The organism is Pseudoalteromonas sp. McH1-7, assembly GCF_013366255.1.
Lineage (GTDB): Bacteria > Pseudomonadota > Gammaproteobacteria > Enterobacterales > Alteromonadaceae > Pseudoalteromonas > Pseudoalteromonas peptidolytica.
The window spans coordinates 1-14,324 of the sequence record NZ_JABWPQ010000011.1 but is presented as its reverse complement, the minus strand read 5'-3'; the positions used below and the strand labels follow the sequence as shown (position 1 = coordinate 14,324).

Below are 14,324 nucleotides of genomic sequence, written 5' to 3'. Positions count from 1 at the left end.
TGACGGGGCTTTTCTTTTTATTCGGCGACGTTTTCACGCTTGAGCCGTTTTTCAAAACGTCGAGTGAGCAATTGGCAGACGATGATCAATACAATAGCTGCAAACATAAAGCTAGAAAACGGTAAAGGTGACTCAGGAGTCGCTAGTGCAAGGAGCGGGCCGACCAACGCGCCGCTACCAAACCTCAGCGTTCCAATTACAGCCGTTGCCGTGCCTGTTTGATGTTCAAATTGCAATAGTATTAACGCATCAGCATTACTGGCAATAATGCCAAGACTCATCATCAATGGTGCTATTGCAGAGGCTAGCACCCATACTGACACTGACTGACTACTCAATATGACCAAAAGTGTGGAAAAGATAACGCCAATTGTCAGGCCAATATTGAGCATTTTTCTTGAGCCTAATCTTGGAACTAAGCGCGTATTCGCGAAGTTACCCAACATAAGGGCGATTACATTCATAGCAAATAGCACACCGAACAATTGCTCTGTGATACCGTAGTATTCAAGGTAAATAAATGAAACTGAAGTTAAAAAACAAAAGAATGCGAATGAGGCCAACATCGAAGACAGAATGTCGTAGCGTGCCTTTTTTTCTGTCAGAACTATACGATAGTTTTTCAGGAAAAATGACAAGCTAAGCGGTACGTCAGCTTTGGTTGGAATTGCAATACAAAAAAACTGTAAGGCAACAACTACCAAAACTGCATATAGTGCTAAAAACCAAAAAATAGCATGCCAATCAAAGTACAGCAAAATCACAGCACCCAAAGACGGAGCAACAAGTGGTGCGATCATCATAATCATCGAGACATAGGACATTCCCTTGGCGGTGTGCTCTTTGTAGTAGTATCGTATTACACCCGGCACAACCACCGTTGCAGCAGCACCACAAAATGCTTGAACGACACGTAAGAGGCAAAACATATCGATGTCATTGGTTAATGCGAGCCCGACAGACGCTGCGGTAAATCCAGCCAATCCGAATATTGCCAAGGTGTGCCTAGAAAACTTGTCAGCAAGTGGACCAAATACCATCATGCCGACTGCATAGCCTGCCAAGTAGCTACTGAGAGAGACTTGTACTTGCTCAAGTGGGCTATTCAAGCTATCAGCAATCGCAAGCATCGCAGGGAGATAAAGGTCGATAGCCAAGGGCGTAATTGCAACAATACTAGCCAATAACGGTAATAGAATTGCAGGGAGTGTTGATGACTTCATATGTTGGTATTGTTACCTTATTGCTCTAACAAAAAATATACTCATCAGATGAACTTAAAATGATGAAGAAGCCGTACGCGCTAAAGCAGTACGATTAAAAATGCTGTTCTGATAAGCCGTGGTTCATGAAAAATTTTTTATATTGTACTAAGTTAGTCTCGTTAAGTGACGAAATTGCGGTAAACTTAGAACACTTTGGTTGTAAAATAAGAAAAGGAACAAGTTATGAAAAAACTGGTTCTCGCGATCGCGGTTGCAGCAACGCTGGTTGGCTGTAAAACATCGCCTACTGGACGTACTCAGTTAGCACTATACTCAGAACAACAAATGGACCAAATGGGTGTTGCAAGCTTTGAGCAGATGAAACAGGAGCAAAAGGTTTACCTAAGCGCAAATACTAATCGCTACGTCAAGTGTATTGCAAATGCTTTAATAGCGCAACTGCCAACGCACTATGCAAATCAGCAATGGGAAGTGGTGGTATTTGAGGATGACTCTGCGAACGCATTTGCGCTGCCTGGGGGCAAAATTGGCGTACATACTGGCATTCTAAATGTAGCTGAAAACCAAGATCAATTGGCGGCGGTGATGGGTCACGAGGTCGGTCACGTTATTGCAGAACACGCAAATGAGCGAGTGTCTCAAAGCAGTATTTTGCAATTAGGGCTTCAAGCAGGTGCCGCTGTGCTTGAAATGAATAACGTCGAATACCGAAATGCGATTTTACAGGGGTTGGGCTTGGGGGCGCAATATGGTGTTGCGTTACCGTTTAGTCGCTCACATGAGAGTGAGGCAGATGTTATAGGTCTGGACTTGATGGCTAAGGCCGGTTTTAACCCAGAAGGTTCTGTTGCGCTTTGGCAAAATATGGCCAAAATGAGTGAGCAGCGCCCACCAGAGTTTATGTCTACACACCCCGCGCCAGAAAACCGCATAAAGCAGCTTGAGGCGAATATGGTCACTGCTAAGGCAACCGCGAATAAGGCCAGAGCTAGTGGCTTTACTCCAAGCTGTAAACGCTAGCTATCCTCAGCACTTATCGAGCTTATAAATGCACCAATTGCAGTTTAGTTAAATGTAATTGGTGTTACCTTCAGTTTCACACATTAATATAAACAGCCGTAATTCTAGCTCGAGCTGATGGTAGCTTGGTTCCATGTGCTGGCAAAGCTTATAAAATGCTTTGTTGTGATCCTTCTCTTTAAAGTGTGCTAGCTCGTGAACAACTAGCGCCCGCAATATCGCTTCAGGTGCGTACTTTAGCTGAGCCGCTATGTGTATTTGGTGTGAAGTTTTGTGTTTGTGACCGTGTCGTGTGGTTTTAAAAGTATGTGTTCCTAAGGCATTAACTACCATGTTGTGGCGTTTCTCAAATTTAGCTTGCGAAACCCTTGGAGTATTTTTTAAGTACTGTTGTCTTAACCCTTCGACATATTCGTAAAGCAACTTATCGTTTTTTATTTGATGTGGTTCTGGGTAACGGCTTTTGAAAAAAGTACCTAATTTCTTGTGCTCAATTAGTTGAGTTACTTGAGCTTGAACTTCTTCAGAGTAGTGTAAAAAATAGGGATGGGGCATTAAAACAGCGCCTCTTGCTTTGCTTCTTTTTCAGCGGGGAATGGATTGCTTACTTGGTGCTGCATATTCAAGTCAGCGATAAATTGTCTTGCTAAAAATGGTGCATCAAAATTATCAGCGGTATGAAAAAATACATAAGGTGATTTACCTTCGTTGAGCCACTGAGTAAGCTTTACTAACCAAGGTTGGTAAAACTCTCGATTTGACTCAAGTTTGGAGCAGCCAACAAAGCGTAGGACAGGGTTGTTCCCTGTGGCAATTGCGTGCACAGGTAATCGTGGCTTTTTTTGCTGTGCATCTATAATCGCAGGGGTACTGGCAGGCTCGCTAAAGAGTGCGCGAGTATCCATTACGATTCGGTTGTAATTATTTTCAATTAAATATTGGTTGTATCTGCGCTCAGCATCGCCCTTGCGATAAAAATCCCAATGCCGTACTTCAACACCAACAGTTAGCGATTTGGGTAGCCAAGACAAAAATTGTCGTATTTTATTTATCTGCTCTGGCGAAAACTGCGCGGGTAATTGCAGCATTAACATACCGATTTTAGGAAATAGTGGTGCCATTGTATTACACCAAGCAAGTAATTCATCTTGGCAGTGGCTAAGTGCCATTTCGTGACTAAATCGCTTTGGGATCTTAAACGTAAAACGAAAATCATCAGGTACTTGCTCAAGCCATTTTAGTACTGTTTGTGGGTTAGGATCGGCATAAAAAGTAGTATTCCCTTCAACACTATTAAACACTTGACCATACTCTTTGAGCATATTTGTGGCATTGCAGTGCGTGCTAAAAACGCGACCCTTCCAATGTGTGCTGCTCCATTGTGGACAACCCAGATACAACATATCAAATAAAATACCAATTAAATGTGCCAATAGTGTATCAGATCTTAGATTGAGGATGACAATGCAGCGTATTTTTATATAATTGTCGGTTATTGAAAACGAGTCTTAGCGACTGCCTTACCAATAGTGTGAATTCATATTGTGTGGTGAGAAATGATTAGTCGTAAGAGCAAACTGGACTGACAGGAATTTTATGCGCTCTATATACTGCGGAAAACTAAATAAGAGCCATGTAGATCAGGAAGTTGAACTATGTGGTTGGATCAATAAACGTCGTGACCTTGGCGGCCTAATCTTTGTTGACTTAAGAGACAGAGAAGGACTTGTGCAAGTGGTATTCGATCCAGAAGTGGAAGGCTTAATGGATAAAGCGAATACGTTGCGCCAAGAGTTCTGTGTTCAGATCAAAGGGGTTGTCCGTGCGCGTCCTGAAAGCCAAGTGAATAAAGACATGGCGACAGGTGAAGTTGAAATACTCGGTACGGGTCTGACGATCATCAATCGTTCAGAGCCTTTACCGCTTGATTTTAACCAACAAAACTCGGAAGAGCGTCGTCTTAAATATCGCTACTTAGACCTACGTCGTCTTGAAATGAGCGACCGCATCAAAATGCGTGCAAAAGCTAGTAGTTTCGTTCGTCGCTTCTTAGATGAAAACGAATTTTTAGATATCGAAACACCAGTACTGACAAAAGCAACACCTGAAGGCGCACGTGATTACTTAGTGCCTAGCCGTGTGCATAAAGGCAGCTTTTACGCGTTGCCTCAGTCACCGCAGCTATTTAAACAGTTGTTGATGATGTCTGGTTTTGATCGTTACTACCAAATCGTTAAGTGTTTCCGTGACGAAGATTTGCGTGCAGACCGCCAGCCAGAATTCACTCAGATCGATATCGAAACGTCATTTATGAGTTCAGACCAAGTACGTGGCGTTACAGAGAAGATGGTTCGCGAAATGTGGCAATCTTTCTTAGACGTTGACTTAGGCGAGTTTCCAGTGATGCCTTACAGCGAAGCGATGAGTAAATATGGTTCAGATAAACCAGATTTACGTAATCCACTTGAACTGATCGATGTCGCTGACATTGTAAAAGATGTTGAGTTTAAAGTACTAAGTGGCCCTGCAAATGACGAAAAAGGTCGTGTAGCTGTGCTATCCGTACCTGGTGGGGCACAACTTTCTCGTAAGCAAATTGATGAGTACACTAAATTTGTAGGCATCTATGGCGCTAAAGGCTTAGCATGGATGAAAGTGAACGACCGTGATGCTGGTATCGAAGGCGTACAGTCGCCAATTGCTAAGTTCTTGAACGAAGAAGTGATCAATGCACTGCTTGAGCGCACAGGCGCAAACACAGGTGACATTATTCTATTTGGCGCAGACAAGCGTAATACTGTAAACGAAGCCATGGGCGCGCTACGCCTTAAGATTGGTCTTGATTTAGAAATTACAGACTTATCAAAGTGGGCACCACTTTGGGTTGTTGACTTCCCTATGTTTGAAGAAGACGACGAAGGTAACTTACACGCTGTGCACCATCCATTTACAGCACCGAAAGGCGTCAGTGCGGCAGAGCTTGAAGCAAACCCAGCAGGTACGCTTTCTGATGCTTATGATATGGTACTTAATGGCTATGAAGTTGGTGGCGGTTCGGTTCGTATCCACAACAATGAAATGCAGCAGGCTGCCTTTAGAATTTTAGGTATTGAAGAAGCTGAGCAGCAAGAGAAGTTTGGCTTCTTATTGGATGCACTAAAATATGGCACTCCACCACATGCCGGCCTTGCGTTTGGTCTTGATCGTTTGGTGATGTTACTGTGTGGCACAGATAATATTCGTGATGTGATTGCATTCCCGAAAACAACTCAGGCATCATGTTTGATGACTGATGCGCCAAGCCCTGCAAACCCAGATGCACTTAAAGAGCTTGCTATTTCAGTTGAAAAGCAGCTTGCCGAGCAAAATGCAGACGAATAACATTTCAGCACAAATATAAACAGGCGACTAAGGTCGCCTTTTTTGATCTTATGTACTAGCTTATAACTGGTAATCTATACAGTATTTTGGCATTATAACCAAAAAACAAAGAGACAATGCTTTTGGCTGTCATTTTAGGAATTGATCCGGGTTCACGATTTACTGGATATGGCGTGATTGCTCACCAGGGCGCAAAGTTCCAATATTTGGGAAGCGGCTGCATTAAAGTGGGTGAACATGAATTTCCCATCCGCTTAAAAATGATCTATCAAGGGATCACCCAACTGATAGAGCAGTTTTCGCCTAGTGATTTTGCAATTGAACAAGTGTTTGTTGCACACAACCCAAGCTCTGCGCTAAAGCTTGGTCAAGCCCGAGGAGCGGCCATCGTGGCAGCGACAATGCAGTCGGTTAATGTCAGCGAGTATTCTGCAAGGCAAATTAAACAAGCGGTTGCAGGGACAGGTGGCGCAGATAAAAACCAAGTACAAGAGATGGTTAAGCGCATTCTAAAGCTGCCAGGCACGCCTCAAGCTGACGCCGCTGATGCCTTAGCTGTAGCAATTTGTCATGCCCACTCAAGGCAAAATTTAATAAAGATGGCCGGAGCCGCACGTAAAACAGTAAGAGGAAGGTTAAGATAACTATGATTGGAAAGTTAAGCGGTACACTGTTAGAAAAACAGCCTCCAGAAATACTAATCGACGTTGCAGGTGTTGGGTACGAAGTGCAAATGCCAATGACCTGCTTTTACGAGCTACCAAATGTGGGAGAAGCAGTCTCGGTGTTTACCCATTTTGTCGTTCGTGAAGACGCACAATTGTTATTTGGTTTTAATAGTAAGATAGCACGAGCGCTGTTTAGAACCTTAATTAAAGCAAATGGCGTAGGACCCAAACTTGGGCTTGCGATTTTATCGGGCATGTCGGCAGAGCAATTCGTTAGTTGTGTTAATCAAGGTGATGCGACAACTTTGGTTAAAATTCCAGGTGTTGGTAAGAAGACCGCTGAGCGTTTAGTACTTGAGATGAAAGACAAGTTAAAAGACTTTGGCAATGACTTGCTCACACCATTTAGTGATGCTGCTGTACTTGCTCCGCAAGAAAACCCAACGGTAAGCGACACCCCGTCAGATGAAGCGATTGCGGCATTAATGGCATTAGGGTATAAACAAGTTCAAGCACAAAAAGCGGTAAAAGCCGTGAACAAAGAAGGCATGACGACAGAGAGTATCATCAAAGATGCTCTTAAATCGATGATGTAACTATGATTGAAGCAGATAGATTAATTGAGCCTGAGATCCAAGGTAATGAAGACGTAGTAGATAGGGCGATTAGGCCTAAATTACTAAACGATTATACCGGTCAGCCGCATGTTAAAAAGCAAATGGAAATCTTTATTGCAGCAGCGCGCTCAAGGCAAGAAGCGTTAGACCACTTACTGATTTTTGGCCCGCCAGGTTTAGGGAAAACGACGCTTGCGAACATTGTTGCAAACGAGCTTGAGGTCAATATTAAAACTACCTCTGGGCCGGTGCTTGAAAAGGCAGGTGATCTTGCTGCGTTACTGACTAACCTTGAAGAAGGTGATGTGTTATTTATTGATGAGATCCATCGTTTAAGCCCTCAGGTGGAAGAAATTCTTTATCCTGCGATGGAAGATTACCAATTGGACATCATGATAGGAGAAGGTCCAGCTGCACGTTCAATTAAACTGGATTTACCGCCTTTTACTCTAGTAGGGGCTACGACACGCGCTGGTTCTTTGACCTCACCATTGAGAGACCGTTTTGGCATTGTACAGCGTTTAGAGTTTTACTCGGTTGCAGACTTATCTTCGATTGTTACTCGCTCAGCGTATCACTTAAATCTAGAGATCACCGAATCTGGTGCGACAGAAGTTGCTCGTCGTGCGCGAGGTACACCACGGATCGCAAATCGTTTATTGCGTCGAGTCAGAGACTTTGCTGAAGTAAAAGGGGATGGCTCTATCACTGAAGAGATTGCCCACTTAGCACTGGATATGGTTGATGTTGATAAATGCGGATTTGATTATATGGATCGCAAATATCTGCTGGCAATCATTGAAAAGTTTACCGGTGGCCCGGTGGGGCTCGATAACCTCGCGGCGGCAATCGGAGAAGAAAAAGAGACCATCGAAGATGTCATTGAACCATTTTTGATCCAACAAGGTTTTATTCAACGTACGCCAAGAGGGCGTATTGTTTCAGATAAAGCGTATTTGCATTTTGATTTGTCTAAGCCTGAGTAATTTAGCTTTGGGCTAAGCAGATATCTTGACATAATGAGGTGAAGGAACGGCGATGTTTCTCACCTGTTATTCCCTAGCAAATAGCGAACCTGCACTCAGTAATTCTTTATTCAAGCCCTAAGTTATTTATGCATTACTTTACGTGGCCGTTTTCTCTCTAACATGAATAGCCGCGCAAATCCCCTATCATTTCAAAGCGTAAGCTCAGGCTATTCATTTCCTGACAATTCAAGCAAGGTTCATGACGACATGGTTAATCTAATTCAGCAATGTAGATTAACCCAAATTTGTTTTAATGCTAGCTCGATATGACGGAGAAAGATTAATACCACCGACATTAAAATTTGCTATGTGAAACAACTAAATAACCTGAGCTGCGGATAATTAATGCCTTTCTAGCATCCAGTTTTAGCGCTAACTGCTAGCTATTGGTGCGTAAATTCGCCTTGCCTACAGGATGTAGGTACTTTAGCGAGAGCAGGACGCGGGAGTGGTGTTTTCCCTAAAACTCTCTGGCTAGATAAGGAAAAAACTAAGTTGTGATTTAGCAACAATGAGTTGGAGCATTCCTTATCCAGACCTCAGGTTAAATCGTAAACCTTTTATCTTACCTTGATTGGCTGGTACGTTGATGATAGCAGGGCATATGAGTGGGTTATCAACAAGGTTTTCTCGCCTCAAAATAGATCACTTAATTAAGATAATTGGTATTAGAATTGAGCTCTGAATTTTTGGCAAAAAAAAGCCCGCACATAAATGCGGGCAAAACAACAAGTTGAAGGAAGTAATCCAGGGAACAGATGATCAACTTTGGGTTTTATCCGCAAAGTGTTCCATCTAAGCAATACGAAAAATCAGAATCCTATTGCAAGTAACTGTGCTTGCTGAAACTTCAGCTGCTCGCTCAGTACAGGGTGTATATTAAAGAGGTTTTGACTTTTCATCAAACTAGAAAAATTCTTTTTTCGGATTAAAAAAACTAATCCTGCTGTTTTTCATTAGTTCGAAATTCAACCGTATGATCAGAGTTTGATTTTTTTAAGTGTTTGTAATATATAGGTTTGTTCTATATTCATACAAAGTGTGAATATTAGATAATTTGTTGTTAATTGGTAAGACCAATCTGTTTTTTGAGGTTTTATTCTATATTTGTGCATAAAAGCAGTGTTTTATGCAGTTTTTAATCATATTTACAACCAGTAGGTCAGGGAGCTAAAACCATAGAAAAAGTATGAAATAGAAGGACAGTAAGGATTTGAGTTATTTATCGTCAAATACAATGAATTCGCAGTATTGAGATTGTAAGGTATTTACAGTGTGGTTAAACTAGCTGAACCTTTTGGTAGTAGTTCTAGTCTATCACTAGATGCAGCCTCTAAGCGCTCAATAATATAAATGGCTACCATCGCCGAAACACTTTTGGGAGTATAATAACGTGGAATCGGGACTAAATTTTGTCGATTTAATTTTAAAAGCCAGTTTTTTAGTACAACTTGTGATGTTGACTCTGGTTGGTCTATCAATTGCTTCTTGGGCAATTATCTTTCAGCGCAAAACCATTATTTCGCAAGCCCAAAGCCAGTCAAAGAATTTCGAGCAAAAGTTTTGGTCAGGTATGGATCTAAGTAAGCTCTATAATGAAATCACCGCAAGAGCTGGAACAGCTTCTGGGTTAGAGGCGCTATTTGTGTCGGGCTTCAAAGAATTTGCAAAGCATAAAAAAGGCAATATTCAATCGCCTTCAATTGTGCTGGAGGGCACCCACAGGTCAATGCGAGTTGCGCTTTCCCGAGAGGTTGAAAAGTTAGAGTCCAGCCTTTCTTTTCTTGCAACAGTCGGTTCAATAAGCCCGTATATTGGCTTGTTTGGTACTGTGTGGGGAATTATGAACGCTTTTATTGCCTTGGGCGAAGTCAAACAAGCCACGCTGCAAATGGTTGCTCCAGGTATCGCTGAGGCGCTGATTGCAACGGCAATGGGCTTATTTGCCGCAATTCCGGCTGTGATGGCTTATAACCGCTTTGCGAAAAATGTTGAAAAGTTAGAAAACCAATACATCAACTTTATGGAAGAGTTTGCCAATATTCTTTATCGTCAAGCAGCAACACAAGTAGAGGCTAAGCAAAATGTATCAGCGTAAGAAGCGCCGTCCCGTAGCGGAAATTAACGTCGTTCCTTATATAGATGTCATGTTGGTGTTGTTGATCATTTTTATGGCTACAGCGCCGCTGATCCAGCACGGCGTAAAAGTAGATCTTCCTCAAATGGAGGAATCTGAATTAGTTGAAACTAAGGACTCGCCTCCTATTATTGCGACGATTGATGCCGAAGGCCGCTACTTTGTTACAGTGGGTACTGATCCTGAAGCACCAATGGATGCTGTAGAAGTTGCTGCAGTTATTAAGCTTAAGCTCGAACAAAACCCCGATACTCCAGTAATGATAAAAGGCTCAGGAAAAGTGTCTTATCAAGAAGTACTTTATCTGATGGACTTTTTGAAAAAGGCGGGAGTGCCTTCTGTTGGGTTAATGACGAAATCGTTTGAGGATGAGTAATGAGTTCATTATCTAGCAGCGTAGTTAAGTCAGTCTTGCTTCATGGTGCAATTGGTGGGTTGCTTCTTGCTACTGCAAATTTTCATATGGATACGCCGACAGTGATGGAAGTGACGCTAAACCCGCAACAGGAAGACAAACAACCTGAGCGAGTAGTGTCTGCTGTTTCTGTCGATCAGCAAGCTGTCGAAAAGAAAATTGCGGATCTAAAAAAGCGTGAGGCAGATAAAAAGGCCGCAGAGGAACGGCGTATTCGTGATTTAGAGCAGCGTGCACAGCAAGCTAGAAAAGACAGAGAAGCAGAAGCTCGCCGTATTAAAAAGCTAGAGCAAGAGCGTCAAGCAAAGCTTGAAGAAAAGCGTCGTGCAGAAGCTCAGGCCAAGCGTGCAAGAGAGATAGAGAAAAAGCAACGTGAACAAGCCGATAAAGCCAGAGCAGAAAAAGCTGCCGCAGAGGAAGCAGCCAAAAAAGCTGCCGCGCAACGTAAAGCAGAAGAAGATAGGCTGAAAAAGGCAGAGGAAGCACGCAAACGTCGTGAAGCTGAAGAGAAGCGAAAAGCTGAAGAAGCAGAGCGCAAGCGTCAAAAAGCACTCGAAGAGCAAATGCTACGAGAGCAACTAGCAAAAGAGCAAGCAGCAAGAGCTAAAATTCGTCAGCAGCAAGTGTTGAGCGAAGTAGATAAGTATAAAGCCCTTATTATGCAGCGTATCCAAGCTAATCTTCTGATTGATGAGACAATGAAGGGTAAGCAATGTCGTGTTAACATTCGACTAGCTTTCAATGGCTTGGTGACCCATGTTGAATCACTCGGCGGAGACAGACTGGTTTGTGAAGCCGCAATACGAGCGGTGAAAATGGCTGACACTTTACCTGTTTCAAAAGAAAAAGACGTATTTGAACAGCTTAAAAATATCAATTTAACAATCAAACCTAATTTATAAAGGACGAACATGTTAAAAAAGTTCTCAACCTTATTACTGGTTTTAACCCTTGGTATTTCACACTACGTGCAGGCCGCGTTGGAGATAGTGATTACCGAAGGGGTGGACAGTGCTAGACCTATCGCAGTTGTGCCGTTTAAATATAATGGTACAGGGGAAATGCCCTCAAGTTTAACTGAGGTAATTTCAGCAGATCTTATGCGCAGCGGTAAGTTTAAACCGATTGCGGAAAGCAACATGCCACAATTACCAACGACAGATACTGAAGTGGATTATGCAGCTTGGGTTGATGCTGGTGTTGAAGCTGTGGTTGTTGGTACAGTGACGCAACAATCTTCCGGGCGTTATTTGGTAAAATATGAGCTTATTGATGTGATAAGAGCACAGTTGACAGGTGGTGAAACGCGTATCATGTCAAATGGCCGCTTGATGCAGAGCGACGATCATGTACTTGAAGGACGTCAAAGCATTATTAACGCGAGTGGGTTTAGAAACTATGCTCATCAGATAAGCGATGTTGTTTATGAAGCACTGACCGGCGAAAAAGGTGCGTTTAGAACCAAGATTGCTTATATCATTGTTCGAGATGAGCAAGACAAACCTTATCAGTTAGTTGTTGCCGATTATGATGGTTACAATGAGCAAGTATTACTACGCTCAAAAGAGCCACTGATGTCACCAGCTTGGTCACCAGATGCGAATAAACTTGCTTATGTCACTTTTGAAAACCGTCAGTCACAAATTTATATTCAGGACATCTATACCGGAAAGCGTGAACTTATTACAAGCTATCCTGGCATTAATGGTGCTCCACAATTTTCGCCTGATGGCACCAAACTGCTAGCTGTGTTTTCTAAAGATGCAGGCGGTGCAACAGAAGTTTACTTGATAGACTTAAAAACCAAGCAAGAAACGCGCTTAACACGCCACCGTAGTATAGATACTGAACCGTCTTGGCATCCAAATGGACAAGAAATTGTGTATACATCTGAAAGGGGTGGTAATGCTCAGATTTATAAGTTAAATTTAAAATCTGGTCGGTCTAAGCGAGTTACATTCGACGGTGATATGAACTTAGCGGGCTCCATTACTCCAGACGGAAAGCGTTTGATAATGGTAAACCGTACACTTGGCCGTTACCATATTGCTAAAAAAGAATTAGATTCCGGGCTGTTTCAAGTGTTGACTCGTACGAGGTTAGATGAATCTCCGAGTATCGCGCCAAATGGTTCAATGATAATATACAGCACCTTGCACAATAATAAGCAGGTATTGGCATTGGTGTCTATGGATGGCCGTTTCAAGGCAAGACTACCGGTCTTGGACGGTCAGGTTAAGGCACCAGCCTGGTCGCCGTTTTTACAGTAATTTTGCTGGTTAGATTTATAAAGATATAGGAACATACTCGATGCAACTTAACAAAACTTTAAAAGCTTTAATGGTCGCGTTGCCTGTGATGACACTTGCAGCATGTAGCTCTTCTTCAAGTGTTGACGAAGGTGCGGCTAATGAGAGTAACAGAGCGGCAACCACAGAGAGCAACACTGTAGACGTAAACACAATGTCTCGCGAAAAGTCGGCTGAAGAGAAGCTACGCGAAAAATATGAAGCGTTACGCCAAGAGCAAATTGTTTACTTTGATTTTGATAAATCTACAATTCAAAGCAAATATGCAGAGCTACTTCAAGCACATGCTGACTTCTTGGTTAAAAACCCAAGTGTAAAAGTTCTTGTAGAAGGTCATGCGGATGAGCGTGGTACACCTGAGTACAATATTGCTCTTGGTGAAAGCCGCGGTAAGTCAGTTGCTAAGTACCTGCAAAGCTTAGGTGTTTCAGATAGCCAGATTTCAGTCGTGAGCTACGGTGAAGAAAAGCCTATGGTTAAGTCTCGTACAGAAGAAGCATTTGCTAAAAACCGTCGTGCGGTATTAGTGTACTAAGAAAGAGTTATTATGAAGCCGAATACTATTTTGGCAGCATTCTTTCTCATGAGCGGGAGCGCCCAAGTTTGGGCTGCTCCCGCTCCTGTTTCAGAAGCTGCAAATTCAGATCAAACAATTGAAGAACGGATCTCTCAATTAGAAAGTATGATGAGAACCCGAAACCTGCTACAAGCAGAGCTCCAGCAGCAACTCAACCTGTTGCAAGAGGAAGTAAGTCAAGTTCGTGGTGTAACTGAAGAACAAAGCTATAAACTGGAAAAAGTCTTGCAACGTCAACGTGAGCTCTATCAGGAAATTGAAAACCGGGTTAGTCAGGCCTATGATCAGTCTCAGACAAGCACCGTGACAACAGATATTACCCCTGAACAAGCGTTTAGTAGTAATTTGTCTGAAAATGAAGCTTATGATCGTGCAGTAAACATGATCATGAAGGATAAGCGCTATGATGCCGCGATACCAGAGTTCCAACGTTTTTTACAGACATACCCAAATTCAGTTTATGTTCCTAATGCGCATTATTGGCTAGGGCAGCTATTCTTAATTAAAACGAAAAGTAGCGATGCAAAATCTCACTTTGAGACAGTTGTAACGAACTTTCCTGAGTCAAACAAGCGCCCAGAGGCTATGTTAAAGCTAGGAACGATACTTAATGAGCAAGGTAAAACAACTGAAGCCAAAACGCTCTTAAATAAATTGATTAAAGAGTATCCAAGTACGACTCCTGCAAAATTGGCAACAGAGCGTTTAGCTAAGATGTAATTATCACTTTTTGAGCTGAGTGCCTTAAAATTAGGCGCTTAGTCATAAAAAGTGAAAAAAACTAGCTATTTCAGTTGCACTCAAAATTTAAATAAGTATTATAAGCGCCCGCAGCAGGCGATTGGTAACAAAAAACTGCTGTGTAAAGTGGGTCATTAGCTCAGTTGGTAGAGCAGTGGACTTTTAATCCATTGGTCGATGGTTCGAGTCCATCATGACCCACCAC

At 42.5% G+C, this 14,324-nt stretch carries 14 protein-coding genes and 1 tRNA gene; 12 read left to right on the top strand and 3 right to left on the bottom strand.

What is annotated here, in order from left to right:
• Window positions 1–17: 17 nt before the first annotated feature.
• A complete protein-coding gene (locus HUZ36_RS09415; RefSeq protein ID WP_176032682.1) occupies window positions 18–1,223 on the bottom strand; it encodes a Bcr/CflA family multidrug efflux MFS transporter in 1,206 nt (401 codons plus the stop codon).
• Window positions 1,224–1,448: 225 nt separating this feature from the next.
• Here HUZ36_RS09415 and HUZ36_RS09410 point away from each other — a divergent pair, with 225 nt between their 5' ends.
• The gene (locus tag HUZ36_RS09410; protein WP_176032681.1) at window positions 1,449–2,246 is read left to right on the top strand and encodes a M48 family metallopeptidase; all 798 of its coding nucleotides are present in this window, start codon (window positions 1,449–1,451) and stop codon (window positions 2,244–2,246) included.
• A 48-nt stretch (window positions 2,247–2,294) separates the two neighbouring features.
• On the opposite strand, the gene HUZ36_RS09405 is transcribed toward HUZ36_RS09410, so the two are convergent.
• Together HUZ36_RS09405 and HUZ36_RS09400 are read right to left on the bottom strand one after the other, a co-directional pair.
• Window positions 2,295–2,801, bottom strand: coding sequence for a M48 metallopeptidase family protein (locus tag HUZ36_RS09405; RefSeq protein WP_176032680.1), 507 nt, complete (start codon window positions 2,799–2,801; stop codon window positions 2,295–2,297).
• Entirely contained in the window at window positions 2,801–3,649 is an 849-nt protein-coding gene (locus HUZ36_RS09400) for a DUF72 domain-containing protein (RefSeq protein ID WP_176032737.1), read from the bottom strand. The genes HUZ36_RS09405 and HUZ36_RS09400 overlap by 1 nt, the downstream gene beginning before the upstream one ends.
• Window positions 3,650–3,842: 193 nt before the next feature.
• Here HUZ36_RS09400 and aspS point away from each other — a divergent pair, with 193 nt between their 5' ends.
• From aspS to HUZ36_RS09345, 11 genes are all read left to right on the top strand, one after another.
• On the top strand, window positions 3,843–5,627 hold the full coding sequence (gene aspS / locus HUZ36_RS09395; RefSeq protein ID WP_128731819.1) for an aspartate--tRNA ligase: 1,785 nt from the start codon (window positions 3,843–3,845) through the stop codon (window positions 5,625–5,627).
• A 122-nt stretch (window positions 5,628–5,749) separates the two neighbouring features.
• On the top strand, window positions 5,750–6,271 hold the full coding sequence (ruvC, locus tag HUZ36_RS09390; RefSeq protein WP_125254374.1) for a crossover junction endodeoxyribonuclease RuvC: 522 nt from the start codon (window positions 5,750–5,752) through the stop codon (window positions 6,269–6,271).
• 2 nt (window positions 6,272–6,273) lie between these two features.
• Entirely contained in the window at window positions 6,274–6,891 is a 618-nt protein-coding gene (gene ruvA / locus HUZ36_RS09385) for a Holliday junction branch migration protein RuvA (protein WP_125254373.1), read from the top strand.
• A 2-nt stretch (window positions 6,892–6,893) separates the two neighbouring features.
• Window positions 6,894–7,898 (top strand): Holliday junction branch migration DNA helicase RuvB, encoded by a 1,005-nt coding sequence (gene ruvB, locus HUZ36_RS09380; RefSeq protein WP_125254372.1) that lies wholly within the window; start codon window positions 6,894–6,896, stop codon window positions 7,896–7,898.
• A gap of 1,435 nt (window positions 7,899–9,333) precedes the next feature.
• On the top strand, window positions 9,334–10,038 hold the full coding sequence (gene tolQ, locus HUZ36_RS09375; protein ID WP_125254384.1) for a protein TolQ: 705 nt from the start codon (window positions 9,334–9,336) through the stop codon (window positions 10,036–10,038).
• Complete coding sequence (gene tolR / locus HUZ36_RS09370) at window positions 10,025–10,453, top strand: protein TolR (protein WP_099643373.1); 429 nt, start codon at window positions 10,025–10,027, stop codon at window positions 10,451–10,453. Before tolQ ends, tolR begins: the two co-directional genes overlap by 14 nt.
• Complete coding sequence (gene tolA / locus HUZ36_RS09365) at window positions 10,453–11,394, top strand: cell envelope integrity protein TolA (RefSeq protein ID WP_125254371.1); 942 nt, start codon at window positions 10,453–10,455, stop codon at window positions 11,392–11,394. The genes tolR and tolA overlap by 1 nt, the downstream gene beginning before the upstream one ends.
• A 9-nt stretch (window positions 11,395–11,403) precedes the next feature.
• Window positions 11,404–12,762 carry a Tol-Pal system beta propeller repeat protein TolB gene (gene tolB, locus HUZ36_RS09360; protein ID WP_176032679.1) on the top strand — a complete coding sequence of 453 codons (1,359 nt, stop codon included), beginning with the start codon at window positions 11,404–11,406 and terminating at the stop codon, window positions 12,760–12,762.
• 40 nt (window positions 12,763–12,802) lie between these two features.
• Window positions 12,803–13,336 carry a peptidoglycan-associated lipoprotein Pal gene (gene pal, locus HUZ36_RS09355; protein ID WP_125254369.1) on the top strand — a complete coding sequence of 178 codons (534 nt, stop codon included), beginning with the start codon at window positions 12,803–12,805 and terminating at the stop codon, window positions 13,334–13,336.
• A 12-nt stretch (window positions 13,337–13,348) separates the two neighbouring features.
• Window positions 13,349–14,098, top strand: a complete 750-nt coding sequence (gene ybgF / locus HUZ36_RS09350) for a tol-pal system protein YbgF (protein WP_125254368.1) — start codon at window positions 13,349–13,351, stop codon at window positions 14,096–14,098.
• A 149-nt stretch (window positions 14,099–14,247) separates the two neighbouring features.
• Window positions 14,248–14,323, top strand: a tRNA-Lys gene (locus tag HUZ36_RS09345).
• Window position 14,324: the final 1 nt, after the last annotated feature.

Coding starts and splice junctions, on each gene's coding strand:
- HUZ36_RS09415 (WP_176032682.1), bottom strand. CDS start 1,223: ATGAAGTCATCAACACTCCCTGCAATTCTATTACCGTTATTGGCTAGT.
- HUZ36_RS09410 (WP_176032681.1), top strand. CDS start 1,449: ATGAAAAAACTGGTTCTCGCGATCGCGGTTGCAGCAACGCTGGTTGGC.
- HUZ36_RS09405 (WP_176032680.1), bottom strand. CDS start 2,801: ATGCCCCATCCCTATTTTTTACACTACTCTGAAGAAGTTCAAGCTCAA.
- HUZ36_RS09400 (WP_176032737.1), bottom strand. CDS start 3,649: ATGTTGTATCTGGGTTGTCCACAATGGAGCAGCACACATTGGAAGGGT.
- aspS (WP_128731819.1), top strand. CDS start 3,843: ATGCGCTCTATATACTGCGGAAAACTAAATAAGAGCCATGTAGATCAG.
- ruvA (WP_125254373.1), top strand. CDS start 6,274: ATGATTGGAAAGTTAAGCGGTACACTGTTAGAAAAACAGCCTCCAGAA.
- ruvB (WP_125254372.1), top strand. CDS start 6,894: ATGATTGAAGCAGATAGATTAATTGAGCCTGAGATCCAAGGTAATGAA.
- tolR (WP_099643373.1), top strand. CDS start 10,025: ATGTATCAGCGTAAGAAGCGCCGTCCCGTAGCGGAAATTAACGTCGTT.
- tolA (WP_125254371.1), top strand. CDS start 10,453: ATGAGTTCATTATCTAGCAGCGTAGTTAAGTCAGTCTTGCTTCATGGT.
- tolB (WP_176032679.1), top strand. CDS start 11,404: ATGTTAAAAAAGTTCTCAACCTTATTACTGGTTTTAACCCTTGGTATT.
- pal (WP_125254369.1), top strand. CDS start 12,803: ATGCAACTTAACAAAACTTTAAAAGCTTTAATGGTCGCGTTGCCTGTG.
- ybgF (WP_125254368.1), top strand. CDS start 13,349: ATGAAGCCGAATACTATTTTGGCAGCATTCTTTCTCATGAGCGGGAGC.